We start from the raw sequence: 25,571 nt of genomic DNA, 5'->3' as shown, positions 1-25,571 counted from the left end.
AGCGCTCCGCACATGGGTCGAGGAGATGGAAGACGAGCTGGCCAGACTCTTTCGGAAGATGAGCTTTATGCGCAACTGCACAGTTGCCGAGCGAAGTGCCGCCTATGACCGGCTGATGGAGATGCGCGGCGACCGTCCTTTCCCGGAGAGCTGGTGAATGCTCATCATTGACCTCGAAGCCACCTGCGATGAAGGTGATGGCATCCCAGCCGACCAGATGGAGATCATTGAGATCGGCGCGGTCTGGGCCACGGCCGAGGGAAAGGTGCTTGATGCGTTTCAGTCCCTGGTGCAACCTGTGGTGCGGCCCCAGCTCACCCCGTTCTGCCGGCAGCTGGTTGGGATCGACCAGGCCGAGGTGGACGCAGCCGACCTATTCCCAATCGTTGCTGCACGGCTGGCCAGCTTTGCGCAGCTGCACCAGGCGAGCCAAACGTGGGGTAGCTGGGGGAAGTTCGATGCCACTCAACTCGCGAGGGACTGCGAGCGCCACGGTGCACCCCACCCGCTCCAGAGCTTCGAGCACGTGAACCTCAAGCGCAGGTTCGCCAAGGCACGCAAGATCAAGGAAGTGGGGATGGCCAGGGCCCTGCAGATGGTAGGCCTGGAACTCGATGGATCGCATCACCGAGGGCTGGACGATGCCCGCAACATCGCGAAGCTTTTGCCCTGGTGCCCAGCGCAATGAGAGGTGAGAATCGATGAGGCAAAAGAAAAGGCCCGCTTGCGCGGGCCCTTTCAACTCATTTGACCCTAAGGGAGACTTGCGTCCCAGTCCCTAGCGGCTCATGCCCTTAGTATAAAACATTAATAACGATTGTGCAAAGCTGTGCATGGCTACCGCTATCTCTGTCCGACAGGCCCTGTCTCCACCCCGAGTTACCACCTATCTCCTCGCTCTGAAGGACCGCCCCCCCTGCTTAGACCGAGCCCTTGAGCTGTACGTCTGGAACGGACAACTCAGCGCAGCGCTGATGACCCCTGTTTCCGTCTGCGAAGTGGTTATTCGTAACGCTGTCGATGATGCCCTGACCGCGCTCCATGGCCCTAACTGGCCATGGGATCATGGCTTCTACCTGAGCTTGCCGCAACTGGGGCGTGATGCTCTTGTCAAGGCTCGGACCAAGCCCTCTTCGACCTCCACAGGGAAGGTCATTGCAGAGCTGAGCTTCGGCTTTTGGGAGAACATGTTCAGGGCGTCGTTCGACGCTGCACTTTGGACACCTCACCTGCAGAGGGTGCTCCCCAATCTGACGATGCCGGTGTACCAGGGCCGTGGCCACGTGCATAACGAGCTGATCAAGCTCAGGAAGCTGCGCAACCGGATTGCTCACCACGAGCCCTTGCTCAAGCTCAACGTCCTGCAGACCATGAATACCCTCAAGGCCTTGATTGCTCTGCGGTGCCAAGACACAGCGGACTGGATGGCTCAGACCAACGACCTGACCGCCCTCCTTGCAGCCAGACCACGATGAATTCGGGGGGGGTCAATGCGCAACGTCCAGGGGGGGTCGCTGCGCAACGACAGCAATGGGCGCCGGCTTTATACTGTATGAATGTCCAGTATTTCCAGCGCATCAATAGTAGTCCGCCCCGAGGCGGGCGGCCTGTTGCTGCCATTGGCGACTGCGACCGTCCGTGCTGGGTTTCCGTCGCCGGCCGCTGATTTTGGTGAGACGCGGATCGACCTGGTGGCTGAGCTGATCGCTCACCCTCAGGCGACCTACCTGTTGAGGGTGCGCGGGCTGTCCATGGTGGACGCAGGCCTCGGGGACAACGACATCATCGTGGTGGACAGAGCCCTCAAGCCCTGCAGCGGCAACATCGTGGTGGCCGTGGTCGATGGGGATTTCACGGTCAAATACCTCCACATGCGCGCCGGCAGGATCAAGCTCAAAGCCGCCAACCCGACGTTCCCGGACATCGTGCCCAAGGACGGCCAAACGGTCGAGGTCTGGGGTGTTGTGACCGCCTGCGTCAAGCAGTTCCTTCGACTCCGCTAGGGCACACCGCAGTGCACTTTCCATGTACGCGCTCGTCGATGGCAACAATTTCTACGTCTCCTGCGAGAGGGTATTCAGGCCGAGCCTGAATGGCCGGCCGGTCGTCGTACTGAGCAACAACGACGGTTGTGCGGTGGCCAGAAGCAACGAAGCGAAGGCGCTTGGCATTGCAATGGGTGCGCCTTGGTTCCAGATACGCCACTTCGAAGAGACGGCAGGCCTGGTGGGCCTATCGGCCAATTTTGTCCTCTATGGCGACATGTCGGACCGAATGATGAGCCTGGCTGCAGGCCTCGGACCTACCCAGGAGATCTACAGCATCGACGAGAGCTTCATCGACCTCCAGGGCGTCAGAGGCGACCTGGTCAAACGTGGCCACGCCATCCGCGCTCGCATCCTGCAGTGGACTGGCATCCCTTGTGGCATCGGCATTGGCGCGACCAAAACCTTGGCCAAGCTCGCGAATCACATTGCGAAGACCGCGGAGCGCAAGCCTGGCAGCTACCCTGCCGACCTGGCGCAGGTATGCAACCTGGCCGCCCTCCCCTCCTCCGATCTTGATGATGTACTCAAGGCCACGGCCGTCACCGAGGTGTGGGGCGTCGGCCGGCGCATCGGCGCGCAGCTGGCCGAGGTCGGGGTGTGCAACGTCATGGACCTGGTGCGCATGGACCCTGTGGTTGCTCGTCGCCGCTGGAGCGTTGTGCTGGAGCGAACCGTGCGAGAGCTACAAGGCATGCCTTGCTTCCAGCTCGATGACGCACCAGCACCAAAACAGCAGATCGCGTGCACCAGGTCATTCGGCCGAGCGATCACGGACCTCTCGCCGCTGCAGGAGGCAGTGAGCATGTTCGCAACGCGAGCTGCTGAGAAGCTGCGGGAGCAAGGTAGCCTGGCAGGGCAGTTGCTGGTGTTCGCGCACAGCTCCCCGTTTCGGCCAGGTCCACGTTTTGCGCGCTCCACCGTGATCCCTTTGCGCAGGCCCACCGCCGACACTCGCCAGCTGGTGAATGCAGCCATTGCCGGCATTCGAAGCATCTACCTGCCAGGCTACCAGCTGAGCAAAGCCGGCGTGATGCTCCTGGACCTGCAATCCGACACCATGCGGCAGTTCGAGCTGGACCTGGAAGATGACGTGGGGATGGACAAAACGCAGCTCATGCACGCTATGGACACGATCAACGCCAGGTACGGCAAAGGAACGCTGCAGGTGGGTTCCATTGGCATGCGCGACCAGCCAAGCGATTGGGCGATGAAGCAGGAGCGCAGGACCCCTCGCTACACCACGCGCTGGGACGAGCTGGCCCTGGTGCGGGCCTAACTGCGGCAGATCGAGCGAGGCCAGGGCAATCCAATCCTGGAGACACTGGAAAAGATCGCGGAGGTCTTCACCCTACGGGTTGGATTCGTTAGGATGAGTCAAGCCCAAGCCCAGCTTCGGTGCGAAATGACACAGCGCGAGAAGCGGGCCGCCAGAAAATCTTCGGTCTAGCGGGCCATCAACAAGGTATGTGACAGGAGGCTTTATGGGACTAGGCAACGCACTTGCAGACGTGATGCTGGAAGGCCGGGTAGCCGGCGCCGAGAGTAAGGCGCATTGGGCTGGCGTGCGCCAGCGAGACGCTGAAGACAGGTTCAAGCGCGATATGCACCAGGCCGAGATCGAACTGATCAAGGCCAAGGGTGAAATCGCAGCTCTCCGGGCAACCGTTGAGCAGCAGCGACAAGCACTCAATAAACAGGGAGCACAGTCCCTTTGCGCTCAGGCGATGGTCAGCGGATTTGTAATGCTGATGTTCAAATCTAAAGACCACCCTCTGCTGGAAAGAGTCAGGGCTGGGATAGCCCTTGAGGCAAGGAAGATCATGGAGGCCCATGACCAGCGAAACAGCCAAAACCCAGAGTGGGTCAGTCTTGCGGAGACCTGCAAGAAACTCCATCTGAACGACGATCTGAAGGTCTTCTAACACCCCAAATCGGAGCGGACCATGGACATGTTGAAAGGCCTCGCCACGGTGCTGGCCAACCCGTCGAAATCCCCTGCCCTGCAGGCCGTGGTGGCCGCAAATCCCGTCCGCATCTCGATGTCCCAGGATCACCCAGGAGAGGCCATTCGCACCGACGACAGAGCTGGCACGCGTGAACGTGGTCGGCTCGATCCAGATGGCAACTTCATCCCGCTGGTCCAGCAATGACGATGCGCGCCAATATTGCCCGTCTGAGGGGACGCAACGGTGCGACTTCGGGACGGCAATCGACGGTCATCGACAAGCACTTTAGGGTTGCGCTGCCATCCGGATTGCCCTGGCATGTTGGCATGCGGGTGTACTACTCGCTGACCACGTCCGAACCACCGGGCCTAGTGGTCAGCCCATTGCCGATCCGACTGGTGCAAAACCGGCTCGTGTCGATCCGGGTACAGCGTATCTATCAAGGCCTCGTTACCAAGCGCAGGGTCGCCGTGCGCGCCAAGAACAAGACCGCCGCAGACGTGAAGGGAATTGCCAAAGTGCCGAAAGGACGGCGCCTGACTATTGACGATATGCGGCCCTGATGAGCTTCAACAGGACGGCGCCAAGTTTAGATTTCAACGAGCAATGCAGGGTTGAAATGGACGTTCTCGAAGCTGCCATCATTCAGCAGATAGCCGCGGGGGTTGCACACCACCCTACACCCGTTTGTTTCGTAGTCGAACGACGTGTGCGTATGCCCATGAATCCAGAGGCTCACTCCCTTGAAAAACTCAGGCGGTAGGTTCGATCCAAACGCCGCGCTCGCAGGATCATCCGCGTACTGTGGGTCGGTTGATAACGGGCTGGGATAGTGATGGGTGACAACCACACGAGGCCTCACCGGCTCGCTGGCCAGTTTCTTGGCCAGCCAGGCGCGGCTTGCACGGTGCCGATCCATGGTCTTCCATGGGTTGCACCCAGCGATCTGGCGGTAGTCAGCCACGTAACGACTCGCGTCGGTGATCGACTCGCTTTTTGAGCCGAACAGCTCGAAATCAGTCCAGAGCGTGGCGCCGAGGAAATCCACGCCGTTGATGGTGATGGCATCGTTCTCCAGGAAATGCACGCCCGTGTGCTTGGCGGCATCACGCATGTCCATCAGGCAGCGGTCCCAGTGGCGGTCGTAGAACTCATGGTTGCCAATCACCAGCACGATCGGCTTATCGCCAAACTTTTCCCGCGCCCAGAATGGAGTCGATTCCCCATAGTTGATGTCGCCGGCCAGGACAACCACATCGGCAGCGCTCAAAGCGTGGGGATCGGGCGTGAATGCAGCCTTCTCCGCGTGGAGGTCTGAGAGAACATAGAGCTTCATTGAAGGCCTCGTGTCATAGAGGTTGAGAGGTACGCGTCCCACAGGTGCTGCACCACTTCGATTCGTCTTCGATTGGTGGCCTCTTCTGGGAGCGCAGCCCTCCATCGCACAAAGTCCAGCGGGTGGAGAGTCCGCATCATCGTCATCTCGCCCGTCGTGGCCACCACCAACTGAGAGAAGCGCGCTCCTGAATCCATGTGCTGGCCCCTATCTGGGGCCACCTGATCACACAGCATATCTGGACCTTGAGCAAAGAGCGCCCCAGGCTCCACGCGGACGCCGGCAGCAGTCTCATAGGCATACAGGGCGCAGGGGCCGACGATGATCGTGCTTTCTGCCAGGCCAGACCTCTCCACCGCATCAAGGCGCTTTACAAGGCCCGTGGGCGTCCTCCCTACCCTGTAGGCACGGTTCAGGCGGCGCATCTCCTCACCACGCACCTTCATGGCCTTGTACCGGGCCTCTGCGCGCTCCTTGCGCTCGTGGAATGACGCATGCAACGCTTCCAATTCGTCGTTCCGTGGCCCGAGAGACCTTTCCGCGCCCTCGACACTCACGCGTACCAGGTAGTCCTTGCCGTTGACCCTTTTCCATCGCATGGAGCCGCGCACCGCTGCTGCTGCAGCGCGAGCATCTGCCAAGTTCATGAACACGGCCTGGGCATCACTCAGCTGGCGCAATTGCGCTTCTGACAGCTCAGTGAGGTGAGGTTTTTCCGAGTAAATCGCCATTTCAGTAAATTACTCGGAAAACCCGATCAGACCCACGGCTGCGCGATCTATCGGGTCAGGCCAGCATCACGCTCAGGTGGCCTTTGGGCCTGCTCCTGCAGCGCGGCGGTAGCGCGCCGAGAGGCCTCCTCCGCTTGGGCGATAGCGGCAGCACGTTCTGAGCGCGCACTTTCGTTGGACCGATCGCGCTCGACGGACTGGGCCGACTGCTTCTTTTCCACCTTCGCATCCTTGCCAGTGAGCAGTTCCTTGGCCTGCGGACCTGAAAGGGCGAAGGGCTTGCCCCCCGTGATGATGAGGTTGGGTGTGGGCTCGCCAGCGTCCAGGTAGTCGGTCAGAGTGCGGAGCGCTTCCATGCCATCTTGAACCACCAACGTCTTGTCGCCCTCCCCTCTGAGGATCGGTGGGAAGCGGCCGCGTAGATCGGGTTTTTGGGGGCCTTCCAGGGGTAGGACTTGCATCAGAGCACCATCGCCCTTCCGGCCGAGGAAAACGGGCTCTCCGGTCGCACCATCGACCCTCAAAATACCTTGCTCACCAGCGATCTTCAGGGCCTCGTAATCGATGCCTGCGAGCTGCAGCTGCTCCATGGCGCGCGAGATTTGTCGATCTGATGCTCGCTCCAGATCAGGGAGTGGCTGCTTCTGGCCAAGGGCCTCGGGCTCCCGGCTCTTTGCAACTCTCTCAGCCTCTTTCTGCTCCGCGAGGAGGTATGCACGGTCCACGATGGCGCCCTCGTGTTCCTGCCAAATATGGTCCAGCGTTGATGCTTTGACGTTGTCCTTCGACCAGCTCTTGGCCAGGGACTCCTGAACATCCGCATCGGTGAATTCCTCAAGCGGTTTCCTCTGGTCCGCGAGCATTCTGCGCAAGGCGCGTTCGTGGTGCTCAATCCGATCGGCGTACACCCGATTTGACTCTCGGTGCCGCGACTGGGCAACACCAGCAGCGTCGCGGAAGAGGCTCCAGCCGTCCTTGTTGAAAGTGTTCCCTACAGTGATCCCTTGGCTGCTGTTGACAGTCATCGCGTAAGCCAGCTGCACAGCTAAATCCCCATCTTGGGTGCGCCAGGCCTTTCCATTCAGATCAACTGGGACCAGCTGATTGTTGGCCAAGCGAACCTTCATTACATCGCCGTCAAAGCTTTCGATTCGACCACGCATGCGGTTGTAGACCTGTTGCTCTTTCACCTTCGCTCGAAACTGGATTTCGTCGCCAACGTGGAGCGTCTGTTCACCGTCAAGTGTTTCCAGCATGCGTCCCTCACCTAGATGTCCCCGCTCAAGCAAGCGCTCTTGTGCCAATCGATTGAGGTTGCGCACCGATCGATTGTCGGTTGCCAGGATCAGGTGTGAGCGATCAACCTTGTGTACCTCCGTACCGGTTGAAACTGACCAAAATTGATCGTCCTGATCAACGATCTTTCCCTTCAGCTCCCGGCCTTCGCGCGAAAACTCAACGGTATCGCCAATGGTCCTGCAGCGGCTGGCTACCCAATCGTCCGCGATTGCTTTGTTCACTGCGTCGTCACCATCGCACACAGTCAAACCACCCTCGCGTTTAAAGAAGGTCTTCAACGCCTTCTCAGCCTGGCCGTCAAACAGTTGTTTGACAGCCTCCCGCTCTTCAATTCGATGCTGGCGCCGAATTTCGGTCAACTTAAATGAGCCAAGGCGTTGCGCAATAGGTCCAAGGCTGGCCCCAGCCTCAACAGCCTTCTGTTGTTTCGTGTCCCCAAGCAGAACCACTTTGGCCCCATGCTCCCGCGCCAGTGCGAGGACATCGCGCATTTGCCTGGCTGAAACCATGCCAGCCTCGTCCACGATGAGTAAGGTCTTGCTATCAATCCCTGCCTCACCCTTCTTTGCAGCGGCACTCCATCCGGTGATGGCATCACCGCCAGCCAGGTCCGCATCATTCTTCAGGTTCAGAGCTGCAGTCCAGGCGGTAGCCAACCCGTTCACCTTATATCCATTAGCTTCATAAGCTCTCGCTACAGAAGCCATGGTGTATGTTTTTCCTGCCCCAGCTGCTCCCTCCACCACCGTCACAAAATTATCATCGCGCAATACTCCCTCGGCCGCTGCGCGCTGTTCAGGACTTAACTCATCTGGCAGCTCATATTCTGTCTGTATATGCTTACCAGTCCGGTCCTCACAAAGCTCAAGCATCTCGTGCTCCAGCGTTACCATTTCTCGACTGGTGAAAACAGTGTCTTTTGACCTCTCTCCGTGAGAAACCAGCAATTCCGACTTGTAATCTTCCACTGCAGCAATAATGCTTTCAGGCGAAGCAAGCCCGATCAAAGCAGATGCCGATTTAGCAAGCAGTTCCGGCTCACCAAATACAGCCTTGGTCCGCATTATTTGATCAACTACATTTTTCACTTCCGCCTTGCATTGCTCCGGCGTTAGCTCAACATAACTCTCGCGGTCAATTAGCTGTTTGACTTGCTCATCGGTAAAACCAAGGGCCGCACCTCGTTCCTTCCAAATTCCAACCAGCTCTTTCCGTGTCAGCTCACTTTTATGTGGTCTATTTTGAATTGCCGCCTGCTGCATCAACGCCCTGCTCGCCTCTGAAACATCAAGCCCCCTCTTCTCCATTTCTTTTGCAACAGCTTTTAGCATAGCCGCGCGCCTCTGCGAGAATGCTTCCAATACTTCCTCTGGAACACCATCAATTTCAAAAAGGTTGCCGACCTTCCTGATAGGCAACCCCAATTTCCGCAAATCGTGCGCATACGCCGCATGATAAAGTGACGCTAAAGCTCCTTGCCAGCGCAACATTTCTCTAGCTTCAAGAGCAACCGTGGCGCCATTCTCCAATTCAACTACATTAAAAATCACAGCATGCGTGTGAAGTAGAGGATCATTTTCACGACTACTACCATGACCGAACATAGCCCCACGAATATAAGCACGCTGATGAACAGACCCCTTAGCACCCGTTCTTCCCACCGCGTACTCAGATATTAAATCTAGAAATTGCTTTGTACGCTCCGCCTGAATATTTTCTATTTTCCCCTTCAAGTCATCGCTTGCTTGACTCCAAACAACTGAAACAGACTTTGGAGGGCTGAGTGTGAAATCATGGAGAGCGACCCTATTTGCCTTGTCCACATTCTCCACCAATGGCTCGCCAGTTTCCCCATGAAATCCTGCCGTCAGCGCAGCAAACTTTTTGGCGTCGCCCATTGAAAATTCACGGCCATCCTCAATACCCAACCCGTTATTTCGCGTACCGAACGCATTAGGCGACACATAGAAGATACCTGGCGGTTCTTTATCCCCTGCGGTGTAATAGTCATCAATTTTGCTCGAATGATTCGTGTAATAAGCTGCACCAGCTTTCCCAGCCTTGATGTATGAAACGGTCATGATTGAACATCCAGTTCGGTCATCAGACGATTAAGTTTGGAGTCAATGATGGTGAGCAACGATTGGCTGAGGCTGGCCTTCGACAGCGAGGCCTGAACAAGTTGACCAAGGTCGCCAAGGGTGGGCTCCTTGGAACCGCTTGCACGCCTGCGGAGCAGCTCTCCGGCGACCGCTGCTACCAGGAAGTCATTCACTTTTTCGCCTGGGCGCAGGGCCGCTATGACACCGGCATGGGTTGCAAGATCGACGCGGGCAGAGATTGTCTTGGAGGGTGTGGTGGCCATGTAAAGCGCCTTGTTTACAGCTGTAGACAGCAAAAAACAGCTTGTTCTATAGGGAGAATTGCCTGCACAGCGTGCACCGAAGGTGCGTGTCTGTGTAGGGAATTTTGCATTGGATTTCGGTAGTTTGTGGGCTATGCGACGAGAATGCAAGCCGACAAAACAACATCAAAACAGCGACACCTCCTCTTCGGCGTGAATGTTGTTGTTTTGTACGCACTTTGATGCGCTATTGTCGTCTTTTGTGTTGCAGAAGAACAACAACAAAAAAACAACAAAACAACAACAGAAGGGACTGTTGTTGTTTTGTGTTGTTTTTGTTGCGCTTTCATCGTACTATTAACACATCCCAAGGGAAGGAAGGATATGGCAAGCAAATGGGAGCCACATGCAGAGGAGATAGAGGCGTTGTTCAGGCGCGGAGACTCGTACAGAGCTATCTCTGCGCTCCTCCTGGAGCGCTACGGGCTACCCCTCGATCCGGCAGGACTGCACAGGTGGTGGAAGAACAAATTGGCAAAGCGCCAGGCTCGCGATGCCGCACTGCGCGACTTAACCGTTGGCTCCAAGTTAGCTCATGGTGGTGCCGCTATAACCGAGCAACAGACACTGGCTGTAGAGCAGGTTCAAAAAGAAGACCAAGAAGCTAAACAGAAAAGGAGACAAGCGATTTCTTTAGACTTAGACACTGAAAAAATCGACAAAGACAACTACATGAAAAAACTTCTTGAGGAATCTGAAATAAAAGCCGACCTAACAGCAAACACTCTTCTTAAGAAATAAACTTTAATCAGGAACACACCATGAAAATCGTAGTTATCAATCTTTCTGGCAACACTGGCAAAACGACTTTGAGCAAGCACATGTTCACACCGCTGCTTGGCGCCACACGAATTTCTATCGAAGACACGAATGCCGGCGATGGAGAACCTGACCTCGAAATTAGCGCCGGTAAGTTTAAGCAACTCGCTGCTGAAATCAATGCTTCTGGAGATGATGAAAGCTTCGTGATAGACGTTGGTGCCTCAAACGCGAAAGCCATGATTGCCAAATTTGATTCATTGGCATCGACGACAGAACTTATCGACTGCTGGGTCATTCCCGTCACGCCATCTGCAAAGCAGATCGTAGACTCGTTGAGAACAGCAACGGCTTTGTCAGAATTAGGTATTGAACCTTCGAAAATCACGTTACTTCCTAACAATGTCACAGACTTGGAGTCTTACGAGACCGACTTCGCACAAATCTATAAAGCGCGCAAAGTCAAATTCGTGGTTCCAGAAAATGCCATCTTGGCTACAGAAGCTTTCGGAATGTTACGGGATGAAGAACGCTCTATTTTTGATGTTGTTCAGAACAAGCCCGACTTCGCGGCAAAGAAAGCAGAGCTTCGAGCTGCCGGTGATGAAAAGGGGCTTTTGAAGCTCGGCCATGAAATGGTTTTGTACGACATGAGTCGTCAGGCGGCGAAGAACGTGCAGAGCGTTTTCAATTCACTGCCATATTTCAAGGGGCAAAAAAATGGATGAGGGCTTGCGCGCTGACGATTTCCGGCGCGCTTGGCCTACGGCCCTCGCCGTCGCAATGCGCGAAACGGCTGAATTGACAAGCCAGATCGAGAAATCGACAGAGCGGGTCGAAGCAGCCACCCGCGATGCTGTAATGGTGGCTGAGCTATTACCTCAAATGGTAAAAGAGCTTCGATCGGTTTTGCAGGCCGAGGGCGCCAAACTTCTTGATGGAAGCAGGGCAGAGCTTCTGCAAATTAGAGAAGATGCGCAAAAGGCTCTCACCGAAGCAAGTAATGCGCAAAAAGTCGTGATTGATCGATTGGCAGAACTTGAAAAACTTGCCGTCCATAATGCTCGCCAGCGAGAATTATTGAGAGCGGAACAGGAAAGTCGAAAAAAGAAGTGGTTTCATTTTTTTAGATAAAGGTATAGGTATATATGCAACAGTGGGAACTTTTGGCCTCGCCTGGCCATGTTCTGCTCGCACGAGTGGACGAATATCGGCGGAAGGTGCGCCTTCCAGTCCTGGTGGTAGTGGGGGCCGTCCTGACGACCCTTGCGGCGGCTCCGGTGGCCTATTCGGTTGCCAAGGGCGGCGGCACCGTCGTGGAGTGGGTGGTTCGCAAAGTAGGTGGGGTTGTGGCCACCCCACCGGCCAAAAGTCTTGCCCCTGAACTGAAGACGATCAGAGCGGTGGTTCCGCAGGGTTTCTCGACGACGCTGGATGTTGTCCCCGACCTGGAGTCAGCTGTACTCCCCGCAATGCAGGCCCAGGTGGTTGCAGCGCAGTCCAACAAGCGCCTTGATGAATGTGATTTCAGTAGAAAGATCGACGCCGACTGGGCCAGCGCCGGTGACATTTCGCCTCGCTGCCGGTACTCGACCGATGGATCTCGCCTCTGGGTCTGGTCCTTGGTCAAAAGCAAGGGCCAGTTGCGCCCATGGATGGGCTTGATTTCGAAGCGCGAAGGGAAGTTTTCCTTCCAGCATGTTGCGATCCCAAACGGCCCAATCAGCGAGCGTGAGGGTGCCTTGTCTCCATCTCGCATCCCGCGCGCTCTCGCGCAAGACTTCCCTGAGCTGGTGACTTCGCGAGGAGCTGAAAAATGAACGTGACCGAAAGCGCAAAACTGTTTTCGATGGCCCTTTTGGGCCTGCTTGATCGTCTCGGAAGGCTTCTGCTTCTTCCCTTCACGATCCTCGTTAAATACGTTCCGGCAATTCATGCCTGGGCATCCAAGATCGCAAAGGATTCGGCTGCGCTGCAGCAGCTGGAGCAGGAGTCGTTATTCCTTGCTCACAGCAACACGGCAATGCCAGAACGGACCCGCCACCTGCTCAAAGGCGAGCGGCGCGAAGCTGCTGAGTTAATGGCACCGCAAGCGGCATTCCGGCACCTCTATCAAAACGTCCCTGCTGACCTGGCACGGTCCATCATTGAAGACGGTCGCATCTGCAACGGTACCGCCCCAGCAGTTGCATTGGCTGGCTCGACCATCACCCCAGAGTACGTTGAAAACGCTTGGCGCAGCGCGACGAGGTCTGCAATGAACGCCGCCTATCTGGTCTTCATGTGCTGGGCAATTTTCACGCTCGTCACAGTCTGGGGCGGTATGAAGATCAATGATGCATTCGGAGAAAAGCCTGCCGCTGTAGCTGAAGAAAAGCTCCGTGTGGGGAGCTTCGAGATGCAACAAGTGGCACAGCTGTACCGAGACGTGTGGCAAGAGTCCGACGCTCGCGAAGTGCTTGAAGACCAGCGCGCAGCAGATGCATCCGTAGCCCGCGCAGGCCGTGCTGGAGCGGCTGTTCAGGTTGGACTTGGCGCTGTGATTTTCCTGGTGATCAGCCTGGCAGCGGGCTTGGTTGCAGCTGCTGCAGCTGCGCGCATTCGATGGATCGGCCGGTTGCGCTATCTGGTCTTCGCCGCTGCCAATGCCAGCGTGGAAGGATTGCGCCACAACTGGCGCGAGGCGCTGCAGCGGTGGCGTTGGCGTCTCCCGGAGCGCGACATGCTGCTGTCGGCCTATAGTGACCAGGTGCACTTCGCCACGGCGATCGATCGCTCACCCTTGATCGAGCTGGGCGTTGCCAGCGGGCTGTTGGAGCACCGTGGCCACTTGCTGGCGCCCCTGAAGGGTACTCCCATCCGCATGTCGATCATCGACCTACTGCAGCACGTTGAAGTGCTGGGTGGCTCGGGGGAGGGCAAGTCACGCAACTTCTACGTGCCCGTGGTCCGGCAACTCATCCAGCTGCGCAAGCAAGGCTTTCCAATCAGCATCTATGCAACCGACGACAAAGGCGCGATTGGTGATGACATCGTGGCCGAGGTCAAAGCTGCAGGCCTGAGTGAAGACGAGGTGCTGCGCATTGGCACAGGGCCTAATGACTGGCGCATCGATCTGTGCGCAGGTCTTGGACCGGTCGAACTGGCTGAGATCATTCGGAGCGTCTCGGCCCAGATGGGCGGCTCTTCCAGCGATGATTTTTGGCCTGAGATGGCGTCTGATCTGATCGCTCAAATTGGGATATTGCTGCAGGCCGTCGAGTTAACCGATGCCGGTAAGGAGTGGGCTGCCGAAAACAAGATGCGCGTCCACTCCATCTTGAACCTGCTGCGTGTTGCTGGCTCTGACATCCTGATTCGTGACAACCTGAGAATCGTCACCGAAGCGTTGAATCGCGATAGCGAAGGGGATCTCATTGAAGCGACCGTTCATCTGCCCCAACTCAACGATGCGATGTCATACCTGGCTAACAGCTACATCCCACTAGCTGCGGCCACCAAAGACGGCATACGTGCCAACATGCGAAAGGCTCTGAAGGCCTTCGCTGCGAAGCCAGAACTTGCTGCAGGTTTTGCGGACGGTGCCGGGGAAAAATTGCTGCCGCCGTCTGCTCTTCTGGAGCCCAAGCTCAAGGTCATCAACATCAGCCAGATCGAGCACGGTTCGGCTGGTCGGATGGTTTCAATCATGCTGAAAACGCTCCTGTTCAAGCAGGCACGGATGGCAGAGTTGAAAGACCCCAGCTTCGCCAAGGAGCGTTTGGCTTGGTGGTTCAACCCAAAGCCAGGCCCAGACGTTGAAAAATACGCCTTGACATTCTTCCTGGCCGACGAGTATCAAGCTCTTGCAACCTCCAGCAACAGCGACGGCTTGAGCGATGCGAGCGTCTGGAACGTGCTGCGCAGCGCCGGCATCGGTGGCATCGTGCTGAGCCAGTCTGTCAGTGCTTTCAAGCTGGCTGTCGGGGATGCTGCAACCGAAAACATGCGCCGTAACTGGCGCACGAAGATCATCCTTCGTACCGAGGACCTGGACACGATCGACGAGGCTAGGAAGCTCGCCGGCCGAACCATGCGCTTTCACTCGATGGACTGGAACCATCTCGAATCGGCTGCGGCAGCGCGGCGCGAAACCGGGGTGTCGGCCGACCACCTGGAGCCATCCCGCTGGAGCGATGCTGTGGCGAATGCCAGCGACCTGGGGAACTACGGCCCATTCGAATTCGCCGACTTCAATCAACCTTATCAGCTGGACGAGCGTTTCATTCCTGAGGCCGCGACCGGTGGTGAAGGTATCGCTCGACTTGCTGCATCCCAGGCAGCACATTGGCGCACCGAAGACCGCAACGTGGGCGCACTGGCCCACGGGATCACCGATGCCGATGCAGTGCGCGACGAAGACTTGATGGAGATGGGTCGCGGTCGTGCACTTGTCTACATCCAGCGTGCCGGCGGCACTCGCGTGGACGTCATCAAGCTGAACTGAGGAGATCCAAATGGAACATTTTTTTACCCAAAAATCTGAGCTGGAAAAGAAGCGCGAGGAGGAAGAGCGTCAGGCCAAAAAGCACGCAGCTGCTCAGCAAGAGTGGTGGGATGAACGAGAGCGTGAACTCGACGCTGCCGAAGAGCAAAAGCGCCTGGATGAGAAAAAACGTCTCGACGATAAAAAATTCTTCGACAACAAGAAAGAAGCTGATGACAAGCTGCGATCGGCTAAGTCGGCCCAGAGCGAATCCAACTCCAAAGAACCCCACACTTCGGTTGAGCAGCACTCCGTAGGCAAACAAGAAGAAGATCGAACTCAGCAGGAAAAGGCCCAGCTCGAAGAGTCGGGCAAGGCGAAAAAGGGTGCGCTCTCTCCAGAAATGGAGAACTCCGTGACGGACGCTCAGTCCACGGAAAGCACCGAACTCACGCCGCAACGTAGCCAAGGTAGCTCTGAGCAACACGCTGGCGCTAACGATGTTGGTGTTGCCAAGACGAGCGAACAGAAGGCCGAAATCGCTTCTCAGGCCAAGGAGGCCTCGACAACGAAGACAAGGTCTCCTGAACGCCAACGTGCCATAGCTGTGGGCACTGCTGCTGTCGAGAGCACCAGTGCGCATATCGAAGCCCAGGCCAGAGAAAGAGAGCAGGGGGTTGAACAGCACCACCACAAAGAATTGGGAATGTACCGATGAAAAGTCTTGCAGTAGCCTTGGCTTTGATGGCGCTTTCGCCGGCATACGCCCAGGGTTTTTTTAAGAAGCCGGCGCCGGCTGAAACCCCTGCGGCACCAGCGACCAATCCGCAACCTGCCCCTCCTACTGCTGCGCCGGCCCAGGCTCCAGCAGTCAAGCCTGTGCCGCAAAGAACGGCGACGCCAGCGGCGATCGCCGAACAGCCTCAACCAAAGGCAGTTGAGCGTCCGAAAGCGCAGCAACGCGCTGTTGCACCCAAGCCTACGCAGCAGCCCGTTGTTAGCGATGCACCACCTCAACCTGTCGAACGGCCCACAGCTGCGCAACGGCCCGTGCCGCCACAACCTGTACAACCGGTCGCTACTCCAAATGCAGCAGCCAAAGGCATGGTCGATCCCGTCCAGGAGTGCGCAGGTGGCTGGGGCATCAAGCAGGCTTTTTGTCGCTCAATTCAGTGCCAGCGGTCCGAGTCCTTCCATCACCCAGTTTGCGTTGATATGCGTGCGGAGCAGGCTGCTCGACAACAAAATACTGGAGGGGGAGGGCAATGAATCGGCGCGCAGTCTTTGCTCAGCAGATGCTTGCGCGGCTGGATCAGCTGGACAAGGGTGTCACAACCCCTCCTGTTTCAAGTCAGCCGCCAGCACCAACCGCTGCGCCACCAAGTCGGTCAAAACACAAACCCGCCAGTGACATCGAGCGGAGGATGCGTGCAGCTCTTGAAGAGCTGCGGAAGCAGGACTAAAAATGTTCAAAGAAAAGACCAAAACCGCTGTGGACGGGTACTCAGGTGGTCCGGTGGACCACGACCTTGTACAGGCCGCGCTGGACTTCATGGTGGCCATCCAGCCATCGTCAGAAGACCCGGACGGCGGGCGTAAATATGCAATTGCGCTCGACGAGCACGCAGCAACGATCCGCAACGCGGAATCTATTTTTCGCGCCTTCGGATCGTCGATCGAGCCGCTCACCCTGGACGCCATGCAGTCCGTCTTCTACAAGGTGGTGAAGTCGCCACGCTACTCCGTCAACCCTGACTCACAGTCGTGCGTGTACACCTGCCTGAACCGCGCCTGGCGAGGCATTGGCCCATGGCAGGGATGAGTCTGGGCATGCTGGCCCGTTTGACCCTCGCTGTGGCCGTCAGCGGCCTTCTGGGGGCCTGCGCAGGGTTACCCCCTGCCCACCCCCAGGAATTCAGCTCCAAGCTGCCAGGCAACGTCCTGACGGCTCCCGATGCAGCCGATACCGCCTCTCGTATTTCGGCCGCCGTGCCATCGGCGCTCTTGCAGCTGGAGAGCAAACTGGGCTACGCCCCCCAGCAATTCACCATTCTGGTGTGCGGTTCCGCTTGTTTTCAGCGTCATGTCCCAGTACCTGGAGCTGCGGCTGCGCAAGCTGACAAGCGGATTTTCATCAACGCGGACCTGGTCCCCAAAGATCAAATTCTGAGAGTGCTGGTTCACGAGATGGCGCACGCCGCCATTGAAGAGCAGCGCGGCCGGGAGTTGCACAAGGTACCGGAATGGGCCAACGAAGGCATTGCCGTCTGGGCCTCGGGCGTTGGCACCGAGGGCTGCGATGGGGCAGGTGAGGGGGCACAGGCCCACCCTCTCTGCCTCGCCCGCAAAACCAGCGCCTGGCTCGATCACCTCACCCCGGCAGCTCGACGCTGCTGGTTGGCAGAAATGTTTACAGGCCAGCCGGAAGGCGTGTGCCCGCTCCCTCCAAACTTTGCACAGGAACTTCACCATGGCAAGAATCTTCTTTCGCTCGGCACCAGGAGCCGATGACATCTTCGATTTCTCGGAAGACATGCCCCTAAGCGCGGGCATTGCCGCTTTCCAGACCGAAATTTGCGACCTGGCAGGCAAGCATCGTCTGGAGAACCCACGTGCCAAGGGCTACTATTTGGTCGTGGATCAGATCGCCGGAGTCACCTGCCTGGATGATCTGGTTGCTGCGCGAAAAGCCTTCACGTCAATGCTGCCGTACCCCCACCAGCTCTATGTCGCTGATGACTACCCGTTTGAGGCTGCTCAGCTGGTCGCGCTTCCTCTGAGGAAGTGATCTTTCTTGCCTCACGATCCTTCACCTTTGGATTCAGCCCATACACGCTTTACCTGCGCCTGGCTGCAGTTGGCCAGCTCGGCCGTCCGGGCAATGCTGTGGCCCGAGGTGCGCAGGGCGACGATCTGAGCATGGCGCTTGAGGTCTGCTCGCCGGCCCTGATACTTGCCTGCAGATTTCGCAAGCTCTATGCCCTGACGCTGGCGCTCTCGCCTGTCTTCGTAGTCCTCCCTGGCCATTTGCAGGGCCAACCTGAGCAACAGGGACTGCATGGCCTCCAGGACGATCCTGGCCACGCCGTCGGCCTCCTGGGCAAGCTCCGACAGGTCCACCACGCCAGGGATGGCCAGACGTGCCCCCTTAGCCTGGATGGAAGCCACCAGTGCCTCCGCTTCCTCAAGGGGTAGACGACTTAGCCGGTCGATGCGCTCAGCGACCACCGCTTCGCCTGGCTGCAGGTCCTGGACCATACGGAGCAGCTCCGGCCGATCGGAACGTGCCCCCGATGCCTTTTCCCTGTACACGCCTGCCACATAGAAGCCCGCCGCCTTGGCCGAGGCAATCAGCGATTCCTGGCGTGCCAGGTCCTGTTCATCCGTGCTGACCCTCATGTACAGGCGTGCCACCTTCAGCGGCTCGACCTGGCTGGATGGAGGAGGGGAGGGGGGGTCACTGCGCAACGACACTGGGGCACCCTTGATCTGGACCCCAGCTGCTTTGTGGTCTGCCGGCGTTCTCATGACACGATCCACACCTTCCACCAGGTCGCGGCCCCCAACACGTAGGGGAGTGGCATCGCGCAGTGTCTTCCGAACCTCCGGCGCCATTCTGGGCATCGCTGCGATCTGCATTTCCTGGGCAGTCCGGGGGGTGATGATCGCGCTGCGCTTCGCAGGCTTCTTGCCGGGAAAGTAGCCGTTGGCCATGATCAGCTCTCCAATTTCATTTCGACGCACGCCTTGCTCACGCGCCGTGCAAGGGCGAAAATCTTGCTTTCCCAGCCGTTCCTAACCATGCCGCCCAATCATCGCGCTCAGTCAGCCACAGAGCCTTCGCTGAGCGACGAGGCCCATGAACGGCGCCACCGACTGGCCAACCAGTTCATCGGAGCCGCGGCCACCAACGAAGAGTCACTGGTGAACGCCCGAGCCATGCTGGAACGGCTGAAGAGCGATCGACGGTATCGACCAGCCCCGAAGCGTTAACAACGTCCAGCGCTCAACAAACTGGGGGGCGTTTGCGAGGAGCGATCTGCGAGATGCGTCCTGAACTCAGCCCGTGGGCTTGCGCCACCACGCGGGTGGGAACACCGCGATCGATCGCGGACTGGATGGATCGATTCCGCAAGTGGTGCACTTGCTGCTCCAGCTGAGCAATGTCGCTGGCTTGTGACTGGACGATCTTCTCCAGCTTGTCCAGGCGGCTACTATGGTCGTTGATTTCGCTGGCTTGCTCTTCCAGCGCATCCTGAATGGCGGCCAGAGCGTGTTCGGTTTTTTTCCCCATTGTGGACTCTCCTGATGGATGAAATTTAGTTTACTAAATTTAATTTCCAGCAGCAAGGGGGGGCCAACCCCCTCTTCGTGAACTAAGCTCGCGATTCCAAAGACGGAGAAATTTCAGTGTAACTATATGATTTGTAAAAGTTTTTTCTTAAAATCGAAAAAACCTAGACGCACCTATATCTAGAAACATACCTTTCAGAGAATTAAAACCGAGTCCTGATTTCAAGAAAGGGCTCGACGTGAAGAAAGAAGACATCCTTGTTTTCAGCCTGGGTTGGCTGGCAGCGAACACTCCCCAGCTCGTTCAACTGCTGAACGCTTTGCTGCCGGTGATCGTGGTGGTGGTTCTGGGTTACGCCATTCATCTGATTGGCCAGGACAAGGGGAAGAAAAAATGATCCAGAACCGCTATTGGCACCGGTTGCCTTCGGTTACTACCCTCGGAGCGCTGAACCAGCTGCGGTGGTCGCGCGACGGGGAGCTGTCGCCGGCATCGAGCACGGTTGCCCTGATGCTCTATGTCGCCCTGCACTTCATGGGGGAGGATGTGACCGAGGACAACGACCTAGGCATCCCTGTGACGGTGCGAGTAGCAGCTGCAAGCTACGAAGACCTGATGCATGCGATCGGCGGCAAATCGCGCAGCCTGGTTGCGCAGGGCCTGGAGCGCCTGGAACAGCTCAAGCTCATCGCCAGGGTTGGCTCACACCAGAAAAGACGGTACCGGCTGGCCTACTCCAGGACTGGCTGGTTCAAGTTGCCATGCCAGGCCATCGTGCGGTCGGGCGTCATCCTGCCATTCGGGAATTTCACGCTGCGCTCTCGCCACGAGCTGCACGCGCTGAAGATCTACCTGTACCTGGCTGCGCGCCGCGACAACCTCACGACCTACACGATGGCCTCGTATGAAAAAATTGCGGCGGCCACAGGGGTGCCTGAGCGCTACATACGCAAGGCGCTTGTAACGCTGACGTTGTGCGGCTTGCTAGAGAACATCGGCCGGGAGCGGGACCCACAGGGGACAACAGCGGCCTTTGGGCCAAACGTTTACTACCTGCGTGGCCACAATCAGCTCTTCCAGTCTGCCAATGGAACCTCGGCAACGCCCGAAACATCGCCGGACTCCCCGCCATCACCCCATCGACTTCCGGACGAGATCACCCTCTAGGCCTGTTTAGGTATAGGTTATTGAGCCATCTACTTTGGGAGGCTCGAATACATCAGAGAGCGACCCTAATGCACCTAGGTCAAAACAGCGACCCTAATGCACCAGGTCTTTGTGCACCAGTACGCGTTCGCGGGGGTAGGTGAAAAACCGCCCTGATCGCCACCGGGGACCGAAGAAGGCATCGACATCTGCCATGACATAGCAGTGCTTCGCCTGTACGAAATAAATGTCCTGGGCAGTGGTGCTGTAGCGGAGCCGACGCGCGAAGAAAGTCTCCTGGCGGGTCAGGTACAGCTCAAAACGATCTTCCCGGCTCAAGACCCCACATAATAGCAAGTCGGTGAGCGTCAAGCGGGCCTTGATCGCCCCCATGGCGATCACCCTGGCTCCAGCTGGTGGCCGAGGCGCGGAGCGCTCCTGGTGGACCAGCCGGCGCAGCAGGGCCACGGCGGCAGGAAAGCGTAGGAGGTAGTGCTCCAGGTGCATCCAGAGCGGGTAGCGTTCGGTGGACGACTTCATGACGATTTCTTCCCCGAAGCGCCTTTCGCAGTCCGAGGGGAAGCGTCAGACGGGTTGCCTGGCTTGGTGACCATCGCAACCAGATCACGCTGCTGCTTACGGGCCTCGGCCAGCTCAGCCGCCAGCTGCTCTGCGCGAGCAGCTGCAGCCTGCAGGGTCGCCGCTTCGCGCTGTGCCTTGACAGCTTGCTGGCCAGCAGTTCGTGCCTCGGCCTGCAGGGCCTCGACCTGGCCACGCAGCTTCGCAGCTTCTTCACGGGCGATGCCGGCCTCCTTGCGGGCGTCTTCACGTTCAGCCTGCAGGGCAGTTAACCGCTCGGCCTGGCGGTTGGCCTCGGCCGCAGCGGCCTTGCGCTGCTCCTGGTGGGTGTTCTCAGCGGCTTCCGCCTTGGCCTTGATGGTGGCCAGCTCAGCTCGCAGTGCAGCTGCATCATCAGCAGCTCGCTTTGCGTCGGCCTGGGCAGCGGCGTGTGCCTCAACGGCCGCGGCGACGGACTTCTCTGCCTGGACCAGACGCTCGCGCACCTGGGCCAGCTCCACAGCCTGAGCCTGGGCTTGCGCCTGCGAATCAGCCAGGCGCTGCGCAAGGCCCTCGGCTACAGCCTTGCCCTCGTCGAGCTTGCTCTCCAGGTCCTCGACCGTGATCGAGGCGTCGGCCAGCTCACGCTCAGCCTGCGCACGTTGCTCGCCGGCAGCACGGATGACCTCACCGACACGACGCTCAGCAGCCTTCACAGCCTTGTCGTTCAGTTCGACGGCCAGCGCAGCCAGGCGCTCCGTGAGCGACTTTGTCACAGCAGCCACCTCTTCAGCGACCTCCACCGGCAGCTCGGCCACAGGCTCAGCCTGAGTCACAGCCTGGCTATTGATGTACTCATCCCAGACCTGTTTGAGGCGCGAGGGGTTGCCGCCGCCGATCTTCTGACGAAGGGCGAAGCCAGTGATATTGCGGCCTGCGGCCTGCAGCTCTTGGCCCGCCTCGACGATCTGCTCCTGAGTGAACTCAACTGGACGCATGGCATTTCTCCTGTGACGATGAGAAATTATAACACAACAAACAAATAAACTAACAAATAAACAAACAAATAAACTTATTTTTGAAGCCGGCTTCGCATGCGGGTGATCGACGGCCGCGCCCAGTAGCCCGCTTTGGCCATGGACAACCTCGCTGCCCACCCAAGGTGGACAGCCGCCTGCGGGCGGTGCCGAGGTGTGCCCACCGCCGCAGCTGCAGAGGCACTGACGCCCTCCGGTGGACAAGCTTGGCAGCTTGCCCACGCTCCAGTTGCCCCATCCTTTTTTGAAATTTCCCTCTCAAGAAAGCCGGGGCCTGGCCCCGATGGCGAAGCCATGGAAAACGGCTGTTTGAGGCGTTTTTTTGGGGCGACCGACCCCAGGCCTGCACCGCAACCAAGAAAAGGGCGTTGCAGCCCGTTCTCGCGGCTCCCCTGAGGCCATCAAGATCAAAAGACAAGATTGCCCTGAGGGGGACCCCCTCTCCATCGATCGACAGATGGCAGGGGCCCGTGCCGCGAAGGCGGCACAGGGGGCGCAGCCCGGTGGGTCAGGGAGGCGCAGCCTTCCTGCCCTGGAGCGCCCCGAGGCGCGGGCGGGAGGCCCTGCCGAGAGGCCGCGCAGCGGACCCGGCAGTTTCTTCCGTGTCCGGTCCCCGAGGGGGACAAGATCAGGATGTTCGGCTGTCCGTCTGCAGTCTGCTTGGTGCTCTCTCAACCGTCTTTTTCCACCTGCAGGTGGTGCACCCCTGCGCGGCGAGTGCCGCGCCTTCGGTATTCAGTCTTCTGGCCATCGGCCAGCTGGTGTTGGGGAGGGGGAGCCGACTTGTTCGGGGGAACACCTGCAGAGCAGGGGTGCCCCGGCCGCAGGCCGCGTTTGCGTTAAATATAAAAAGTTAAAAACCGCGCGCGCGCGTTACGTCTGTGGAAAACTTCAAAATCAATTTGAGAATCAACAGCTTACGCAAGTGGCTTGTGGGTGAAATGACGAATGTCTTGTGGGTGAAATGACGAACCAATCCACAGATTTTGTGGGTGAAATGACGTGCCCATCCACAGATTTTGTGGGTGAAATGACGAACCAATCCACAGGCCCTTGTGGGTGAAATGACGGGCCCAAATCCATGCGCGGATTTATGGGTGAAATGACGAATGGCGGGTGGGCAGCAAGGGCCTTCAGACCCTCTCGAAAGGGATTGAAGCCCGAAGGGGTCGAGACTCGGAAACGAGGCTCGATGCACCACACGAAAGCCTGGCCCCGGCTCTGCCGAGGTGAGCCAGATAGGCCGCTCAATGCGCCGAGACACGCTTGGCAAGACCCCTGGAAAAGAACGTCACCTTGTTCTTGTCAACCAGCACCATTTGGTATTCAGGCAAGCTGTTATCGGCAGCTATGGCCTTGACTGCACTCCGAAACTCGTAAATCGAGGACTTGCTGCCCGCCTTCTCCTGCAGCAGCGTCAGGCCAATCGACCAACTGGCCTGGTGCCCGCAATGCTTGCGAGCGATCTCGTACAGCCGGCGAGCAAGCGGCTTGCGCAGCCGGAAATAGTCCGGATGGATGGTCAGCACCTCGAAGGCTGAAACGGCGTTGTATAGCCATTCTGAAAGCGTCACTTCGACAGCAACCATGCGCTCATCGTTGGGAGATTTGTCGATGATCTTCCAGCGATCGATGATGCCGAAGCCCTCTTTCACGCGCTGGCCACCAGTCTTGATGTCAGTCGAAACCCGGGTGCCAGCGAGCCTCTCAAAGGCCTCGTGCAACAGCCGATAGCCCTCTCCACTCGTTTGCCGGTTGGTCGTAACCAGGAAGTCGTGAACCGTGAAGCGAACCGTGCGGCTTTGCGCGTCTTCGCGGCCACGATTCAGCGCTTCGGTCAGCTGGCTAACCACGTAGATCAGCACATCCTTGTCATGCTGCGTGGCGCGGCCGAGCACGGAAGGGGCCACCTTGATCGACTTGTTCCCATCCTTGCTGGTCCAGGTCCAGATCGACAGATCAGGCTTCGTGGAGAGCGTGAAGATCGGCGCCTCCATCGAGGCACCATCGTCCTTCAGGGCATAGTCGAACAGGTCAGCCAGGAAGAAGTCCCGATTCGGGTGCCGCTGACGGACCAGGCCCCTGCCGGTGGGAGGCATGGGCGCATTGCGCATCACTGCCGAGAACGTCGGCATGAGCTTGCCGAAGGAGAAGCTGGCCTCGATCTCGTCGCGCTGGGCCTGCAGCTCGGCAACGCGCCGACGCAGCACATCCTTCTCTTCTGCCTTGTCCGTGACGGCAAGGCGGGCAAGGGCCCGATTCGCCTCCAGGATTTGATCGCTCAGGGACCGGTGCTGAATTTGCACCTCCATGAAGCGAGCCTCATCGACAGACGGCTGCGCATCTTCATCGTCAAACAGCTGTGGTGAGTTCATGCTCCACCTTTTGAATTGCTAGAGCTGCTGTGCGGCATGCCGCACACGCAAGATTTCGACCGTGCTGGACTCCTCCAGCACCCGATAGAACACGATGTAGTTGCGATGCACCACCAGCTCGCGCACCCACGCCGGCAAGCCTGGACGGCCCTTGCGGCCCAGCATGGGGTGGTCCGCCAGGTTGAGCACCTTCTCGCGCAGCTCCAGGCCGAACTCCTCAGCTCTCACCGGGTTGTCCTCGGCGATGTAGTCCACGATTCCTTCAAGATCATCGGCGGCCATGGGTCTCCAGGTGATGAGATATGGAGAGGACTTAGCCATTCGCCTCATTGGCGCTTCGCTCCAGCGGCCTTGTGTTGACCAATCTGAGAATCCATACGCGCCATGACCTCATCATTCGAAAGTATGGGTCTGGGATCAAGAATTGACGCCTCAAGGTCGCTGGCCAACTGCCGGGTATAGGCTGCTGCTTTGTGGGCTTGGCGCATGGCTGCGCTGCGAGTTTCGCGGCTGCGACTCATGTCCTTTTGGTCCGGGTCCCAGTGGGTGACATCAACTCGTATGGCATCGATGCCCATGTCCCGCACAACCAACAAAGCCGAGGCCGGGTTTCCAAAGCGTCGTGGTTCTGTACTCCGAGCCTTGGCCAGGAAGGCATCATGGCCGCTGCGCGTGGCGATCTCAATCACGAACCCCCCGCCCTGCCCTTTGAGGGTGACACCCGTCACGCCACCGGCAAGGCTCGTCGTGCGCAACTGCTCTAAAGTCATGCAATTCATTGTTAATCCTTTACCAAATTAACTTAACATTCATGTAATCATTGTGCATGATTGATGGAAATTATGCAACCATTTGGAGGACATCATGAACCCGCGAATCAGCACCGACGAAGCTTTGCACTTCCTCGCTACTGAGTTCCATGTGGACGTAACACCAGCAGCTGGACTTGCTGGCCAAGCGCTCCGCACATGGGTCGAGGAGATGGAAGACGAGCTGGCCAGACTCTTTCGGAAGATGAGCTTTATGCGCAACTGCACAGTTGCCGAGCGAAGTGCCGCCTATGACCGGCTGATGGAGATGCGCGGCGACCGTCCTTTCCCGGAGAGCTGGTGAATGCTCATCATTGACCTCGAAGCCACCTGCGATGAAGGTGATGGCATCCCAGCCGACCAG

The 25,571-nt window shown here is 58.1% G+C and carries 30 protein-coding genes; 18 read left to right on the top strand and 12 right to left on the bottom strand.

The genetic code is table 11. The features are described 5' to 3' along the window. Nucleotides 1-157: 157 nt before the first annotated feature. From ASC83_RS04650 to ASC83_RS04620, 7 genes are all read left to right on the top strand, one after another. Entirely contained in the window at nucleotides 158-688 is a 531-nt protein-coding gene (locus ASC83_RS04650) for a 3'-5' exonuclease (protein ID WP_056058838.1), read from the top strand. 286 nt (nucleotides 689-974) lie between these two features. Further along, on the top strand, nucleotides 975-1,475 hold the full coding sequence (locus ASC83_RS04645) for a hypothetical protein (RefSeq protein WP_156379437.1): 501 nt from the start codon (nucleotides 975-977) through the stop codon (nucleotides 1,473-1,475). 81 nt (nucleotides 1,476-1,556) lie between these two features. Beyond that, a complete protein-coding gene (locus ASC83_RS04640) occupies nucleotides 1,557-2,003 on the top strand; it encodes a LexA family transcriptional regulator (RefSeq protein ID WP_056058820.1) in 447 nt (148 codons plus the stop codon). Nucleotides 2,004-2,025: 22 nt separating this feature from the next. After that, nucleotides 2,026-3,324: a Y-family DNA polymerase gene (locus ASC83_RS04635; protein ID WP_056058817.1), complete on the top strand. Its 1,299-nt coding sequence runs from the start codon at nucleotides 2,026-2,028 to the stop codon at nucleotides 3,322-3,324. A gap of 205 nt (nucleotides 3,325-3,529) precedes the next feature. After that, complete coding sequence (locus ASC83_RS04630) at nucleotides 3,530-3,970, top strand: hypothetical protein (RefSeq protein WP_156379436.1); 441 nt, start codon at nucleotides 3,530-3,532, stop codon at nucleotides 3,968-3,970. A gap of 21 nt (nucleotides 3,971-3,991) precedes the next feature. Further along, nucleotides 3,992-4,198, top strand: a complete 207-nt coding sequence (locus ASC83_RS04625) for a hypothetical protein (protein WP_056058811.1) — start codon at nucleotides 3,992-3,994, stop codon at nucleotides 4,196-4,198. Next, on the top strand, nucleotides 4,195-4,557 hold the full coding sequence (locus ASC83_RS04620; protein WP_056058808.1) for a hypothetical protein: 363 nt from the start codon (nucleotides 4,195-4,197) through the stop codon (nucleotides 4,555-4,557). The genes ASC83_RS04625 and ASC83_RS04620 overlap by 4 nt, the downstream gene beginning before the upstream one ends. 26 nt (nucleotides 4,558-4,583) lie before the next feature. On the opposite strand, the gene ASC83_RS04615 is transcribed toward ASC83_RS04620, so the two are convergent. The 4 genes from ASC83_RS04615 to ASC83_RS04600 are packed head-to-tail and all read right to left on the bottom strand — an operon-like array spanning nucleotide 4,584 to nucleotide 9,725. Continuing rightward, entirely contained in the window at nucleotides 4,584-5,330 is a 747-nt protein-coding gene (locus ASC83_RS04615; RefSeq protein ID WP_056058804.1) for a metallophosphoesterase, read from the bottom strand. Next, on the bottom strand, nucleotides 5,327-6,061 hold the full coding sequence (locus ASC83_RS04610; protein ID WP_056058801.1) for a hypothetical protein: 735 nt from the start codon (nucleotides 6,059-6,061) through the stop codon (nucleotides 5,327-5,329). The genes ASC83_RS04615 and ASC83_RS04610 overlap by 4 nt, the downstream gene beginning before the upstream one ends. A gap of 47 nt (nucleotides 6,062-6,108) precedes the next feature. Next, on the bottom strand, nucleotides 6,109-9,441 hold the full coding sequence (mobF, locus tag ASC83_RS04605) for a MobF family relaxase (RefSeq protein WP_082522350.1): 3,333 nt from the start codon (nucleotides 9,439-9,441) through the stop codon (nucleotides 6,109-6,111). Beyond that, nucleotides 9,438-9,725 carry a hypothetical protein gene (locus ASC83_RS04600; RefSeq protein WP_056058798.1) on the bottom strand — a complete coding sequence of 96 codons (288 nt, stop codon included), beginning with the start codon at nucleotides 9,723-9,725 and terminating at the stop codon, nucleotides 9,438-9,440. Before ASC83_RS04600 ends, mobF begins: the two co-directional genes overlap by 4 nt. A gap of 363 nt (nucleotides 9,726-10,088) precedes the next feature. On the opposite strand from ASC83_RS04600, the gene ASC83_RS04595 reads away from it, so the two are divergent. The 9 genes from ASC83_RS04595 (at nucleotide 10,089) to ASC83_RS04555 (ending at nucleotide 17,776) form a co-directional block, all read left to right on the top strand. Then, nucleotides 10,089-10,505: a hypothetical protein gene (locus tag ASC83_RS04595; protein WP_056058795.1), complete on the top strand. Its 417-nt coding sequence runs from the start codon at nucleotides 10,089-10,091 to the stop codon at nucleotides 10,503-10,505. Between the two features lie 20 nt (nucleotides 10,506-10,525). Then, the gene (locus tag ASC83_RS04590) at nucleotides 10,526-11,251 is read left to right on the top strand and encodes a hypothetical protein (RefSeq protein ID WP_056058792.1); all 726 of its coding nucleotides are present in this window, start codon (nucleotides 10,526-10,528) and stop codon (nucleotides 11,249-11,251) included. Continuing rightward, on the top strand, nucleotides 11,244-11,657 hold the full coding sequence (locus ASC83_RS23860; protein ID WP_156379435.1) for a hypothetical protein: 414 nt from the start codon (nucleotides 11,244-11,246) through the stop codon (nucleotides 11,655-11,657). Before ASC83_RS04590 ends, ASC83_RS23860 begins: the two co-directional genes overlap by 8 nt. Before the next feature lie 14 nt (nucleotides 11,658-11,671). After that, on the top strand, nucleotides 11,672-12,343 hold the full coding sequence (locus ASC83_RS04580; RefSeq protein WP_156379434.1) for a hypothetical protein: 672 nt from the start codon (nucleotides 11,672-11,674) through the stop codon (nucleotides 12,341-12,343). After that, nucleotides 12,340-15,009, top strand: a complete 2,670-nt coding sequence (locus ASC83_RS04575) for a hypothetical protein (protein ID WP_156379433.1) — start codon at nucleotides 12,340-12,342, stop codon at nucleotides 15,007-15,009. The genes ASC83_RS04580 and ASC83_RS04575 overlap by 4 nt, the downstream gene beginning before the upstream one ends. Before the next feature lie 10 nt (nucleotides 15,010-15,019). Further along, nucleotides 15,020-15,706 carry a hypothetical protein gene (locus ASC83_RS23855; protein WP_156379432.1) on the top strand — a complete coding sequence of 229 codons (687 nt, stop codon included), beginning with the start codon at nucleotides 15,020-15,022 and terminating at the stop codon, nucleotides 15,704-15,706. 747 nt (nucleotides 15,707-16,453) lie between these two features. Continuing rightward, nucleotides 16,454-16,810 carry a hypothetical protein gene (locus ASC83_RS04565; protein WP_056058775.1) on the top strand — a complete coding sequence of 119 codons (357 nt, stop codon included), beginning with the start codon at nucleotides 16,454-16,456 and terminating at the stop codon, nucleotides 16,808-16,810. A gap of 8 nt (nucleotides 16,811-16,818) precedes the next feature. Beyond that, nucleotides 16,819-17,499 carry a hypothetical protein gene (locus ASC83_RS23850; RefSeq protein WP_156379431.1) on the top strand — a complete coding sequence of 227 codons (681 nt, stop codon included), beginning with the start codon at nucleotides 16,819-16,821 and terminating at the stop codon, nucleotides 17,497-17,499. Then, entirely contained in the window at nucleotides 17,459-17,776 is a 318-nt protein-coding gene (locus ASC83_RS04555; RefSeq protein ID WP_056058768.1) for a hypothetical protein, read from the top strand. Before ASC83_RS23850 ends, ASC83_RS04555 begins: the two co-directional genes overlap by 41 nt. An 11-nt stretch (nucleotides 17,777-17,787) precedes the next feature. Here the strand turns inward: ASC83_RS04555 and ASC83_RS04550 are convergent, their stop codons facing one another. Both ASC83_RS04550 and ASC83_RS04545 read right to left on the bottom strand, forming a co-directional pair. Then, nucleotides 17,788-18,387: a recombinase family protein gene (locus ASC83_RS04550; protein ID WP_056058841.1), complete on the bottom strand. Its 600-nt coding sequence runs from the start codon at nucleotides 18,385-18,387 to the stop codon at nucleotides 17,788-17,790. Between the two features lie 607 nt (nucleotides 18,388-18,994). Beyond that, the gene (locus tag ASC83_RS04545) at nucleotides 18,995-19,282 is read right to left on the bottom strand and encodes a hypothetical protein (RefSeq protein ID WP_056058765.1); all 288 of its coding nucleotides are present in this window, start codon (nucleotides 19,280-19,282) and stop codon (nucleotides 18,995-18,997) included. A 238-nt stretch (nucleotides 19,283-19,520) separates the two neighbouring features. Between ASC83_RS04545 and ASC83_RS23845 the strand changes: the two genes are divergently transcribed. Both ASC83_RS23845 and ASC83_RS04540 read left to right on the top strand, forming a co-directional pair. Then, nucleotides 19,521-19,679, top strand: a complete 159-nt coding sequence (locus ASC83_RS23845) for a hypothetical protein (protein WP_156379430.1) — start codon at nucleotides 19,521-19,523, stop codon at nucleotides 19,677-19,679. After that, nucleotides 19,676-20,449 carry a hypothetical protein gene (locus ASC83_RS04540; protein ID WP_056058763.1) on the top strand — a complete coding sequence of 258 codons (774 nt, stop codon included), beginning with the start codon at nucleotides 19,676-19,678 and terminating at the stop codon, nucleotides 20,447-20,449. The genes ASC83_RS23845 and ASC83_RS04540 overlap by 4 nt, the downstream gene beginning before the upstream one ends. A 93-nt stretch (nucleotides 20,450-20,542) precedes the next feature. Here the strand turns inward: ASC83_RS04540 and ASC83_RS04535 are convergent, their stop codons facing one another. The 6 genes from ASC83_RS04535 to ASC83_RS24275 all read right to left on the bottom strand — a co-directional run. Continuing rightward, a complete protein-coding gene (locus ASC83_RS04535; RefSeq protein WP_056058760.1) occupies nucleotides 20,543-20,968 on the bottom strand; it encodes a hypothetical protein in 426 nt (141 codons plus the stop codon). After that, the gene (locus tag ASC83_RS04530) at nucleotides 20,965-21,984 is read right to left on the bottom strand and encodes a DNA-binding protein (protein WP_082522349.1); all 1,020 of its coding nucleotides are present in this window, start codon (nucleotides 21,982-21,984) and stop codon (nucleotides 20,965-20,967) included. Before ASC83_RS04530 ends, ASC83_RS04535 begins: the two co-directional genes overlap by 4 nt. Before the next feature lie 1,286 nt (nucleotides 21,985-23,270). Beyond that, nucleotides 23,271-24,398: a replication initiator protein A gene (locus ASC83_RS04525; protein WP_200938896.1), complete on the bottom strand. Its 1,128-nt coding sequence runs from the start codon at nucleotides 24,396-24,398 to the stop codon at nucleotides 23,271-23,273. Nucleotides 24,399-24,416: 18 nt separating this feature from the next. Next, the gene (locus tag ASC83_RS04520) at nucleotides 24,417-24,719 is read right to left on the bottom strand and encodes a type II toxin-antitoxin system RelE/ParE family toxin (RefSeq protein ID WP_056058757.1); all 303 of its coding nucleotides are present in this window, start codon (nucleotides 24,717-24,719) and stop codon (nucleotides 24,417-24,419) included. A 5-nt stretch (nucleotides 24,720-24,724) separates the two neighbouring features. Beyond that, nucleotides 24,725-25,168: a hypothetical protein gene (locus tag ASC83_RS04515; RefSeq protein WP_235509320.1), complete on the bottom strand. Its 444-nt coding sequence runs from the start codon at nucleotides 25,166-25,168 to the stop codon at nucleotides 24,725-24,727. A gap of 70 nt (nucleotides 25,169-25,238) precedes the next feature. Continuing rightward, the coding region (locus tag ASC83_RS24275; RefSeq protein WP_235509319.1) for a hypothetical protein at nucleotides 25,239-25,571 on the bottom strand (333 nt) is incomplete at its 5' end.

The organism is Acidovorax sp. Root402 (assembly GCF_001425125.1).
Classification (GTDB): domain Bacteria; phylum Pseudomonadota; class Gammaproteobacteria; order Burkholderiales; family Burkholderiaceae_C; genus Acidovorax; species Acidovorax delafieldii.
Note: the sequence above shows the minus strand (reverse complement) of the source record. Positions and strands in the feature narration are given on the sequence as shown.

Bases quoted from the DNA above. Each gene is read 5' to 3' on its own strand.
- ASC83_RS04555 (WP_056058768.1), top strand. From the start codon at position 17,459: ATGGCAAGAATCTTCTTTCGCTCGGCACCAGGAGCCGATGACATCTTC.
- ASC83_RS04650 (WP_056058838.1), top strand. From the start codon at position 158: ATGCTCATCATTGACCTCGAAGCCACCTGCGATGAAGGTGATGGCATC.
- ASC83_RS04635 (WP_056058817.1), top strand. From the start codon at position 2,026: ATGTACGCGCTCGTCGATGGCAACAATTTCTACGTCTCCTGCGAGAGG.
- ASC83_RS04640 (WP_056058820.1), top strand. From the start codon at position 1,557: ATGTCCAGTATTTCCAGCGCATCAATAGTAGTCCGCCCCGAGGCGGGC.
- ASC83_RS04580 (WP_156379434.1), top strand. From the start codon at position 11,672: ATGCAACAGTGGGAACTTTTGGCCTCGCCTGGCCATGTTCTGCTCGCA.
- ASC83_RS04545 (WP_056058765.1), bottom strand. From the start codon at position 19,282: ATGGGGAAAAAAACCGAACACGCTCTGGCCGCCATTCAGGATGCGCTG.
- ASC83_RS04565 (WP_056058775.1), top strand. From the start codon at position 16,454: ATGTTCAAAGAAAAGACCAAAACCGCTGTGGACGGGTACTCAGGTGGT.
- ASC83_RS23855 (WP_156379432.1), top strand. From the start codon at position 15,020: ATGGAACATTTTTTTACCCAAAAATCTGAGCTGGAAAAGAAGCGCGAG.
- ASC83_RS04540 (WP_056058763.1), top strand. From the start codon at position 19,676: ATGATCCAGAACCGCTATTGGCACCGGTTGCCTTCGGTTACTACCCTC.
- ASC83_RS04625 (WP_056058811.1), top strand. From the start codon at position 3,992: ATGGACATGTTGAAAGGCCTCGCCACGGTGCTGGCCAACCCGTCGAAA.
- ASC83_RS04595 (WP_056058795.1), top strand. From the start codon at position 10,089: ATGGCAAGCAAATGGGAGCCACATGCAGAGGAGATAGAGGCGTTGTTC.
- ASC83_RS04520 (WP_056058757.1), bottom strand. From the start codon at position 24,719: ATGGCTAAGTCCTCTCCATATCTCATCACCTGGAGACCCATGGCCGCC.
- ASC83_RS04645 (WP_156379437.1), top strand. From the start codon at position 975: ATGACCCCTGTTTCCGTCTGCGAAGTGGTTATTCGTAACGCTGTCGAT.
- ASC83_RS04590 (WP_056058792.1), top strand. From the start codon at position 10,526: ATGAAAATCGTAGTTATCAATCTTTCTGGCAACACTGGCAAAACGACT.
- mobF (WP_082522350.1), bottom strand. From the start codon at position 9,441: ATGACCGTTTCATACATCAAGGCTGGGAAAGCTGGTGCAGCTTATTAC.
- ASC83_RS04630 (WP_156379436.1), top strand. From the start codon at position 3,530: ATGGGACTAGGCAACGCACTTGCAGACGTGATGCTGGAAGGCCGGGTA.
- ASC83_RS04610 (WP_056058801.1), bottom strand. From the start codon at position 6,061: ATGGCGATTTACTCGGAAAAACCTCACCTCACTGAGCTGTCAGAAGCG.
- ASC83_RS04535 (WP_056058760.1), bottom strand. From the start codon at position 20,968: ATGAAGTCGTCCACCGAACGCTACCCGCTCTGGATGCACCTGGAGCAC.
- ASC83_RS04620 (WP_056058808.1), top strand. From the start codon at position 4,195: ATGACGATGCGCGCCAATATTGCCCGTCTGAGGGGACGCAACGGTGCG.
- ASC83_RS04575 (WP_156379433.1), top strand. From the start codon at position 12,340: ATGAACGTGACCGAAAGCGCAAAACTGTTTTCGATGGCCCTTTTGGGC.
- ASC83_RS04600 (WP_056058798.1), bottom strand. From the start codon at position 9,725: ATGGCCACCACACCCTCCAAGACAATCTCTGCCCGCGTCGATCTTGCA.
- ASC83_RS23850 (WP_156379431.1), top strand. From the start codon at position 16,819: ATGCTGGCCCGTTTGACCCTCGCTGTGGCCGTCAGCGGCCTTCTGGGG.
- ASC83_RS04525 (WP_200938896.1), bottom strand. From the start codon at position 24,398: ATGAACTCACCACAGCTGTTTGACGATGAAGATGCGCAGCCGTCTGTC.
- ASC83_RS23860 (WP_156379435.1), top strand. From the start codon at position 11,244: ATGGATGAGGGCTTGCGCGCTGACGATTTCCGGCGCGCTTGGCCTACG.
- ASC83_RS04530 (WP_082522349.1), bottom strand. From the start codon at position 21,984: ATGCGTCCAGTTGAGTTCACTCAGGAGCAGATCGTCGAGGCGGGCCAA.
- ASC83_RS04615 (WP_056058804.1), bottom strand. From the start codon at position 5,330: ATGAAGCTCTATGTTCTCTCAGACCTCCACGCGGAGAAGGCTGCATTC.
- ASC83_RS04515 (WP_235509320.1), bottom strand. From the start codon at position 25,168: ATGACTTTAGAGCAGTTGCGCACGACGAGCCTTGCCGGTGGCGTGACG.
- ASC83_RS04550 (WP_056058841.1), bottom strand. From the start codon at position 18,387: ATGAGGGTCAGCACGGATGAACAGGACCTGGCACGCCAGGAATCGCTG.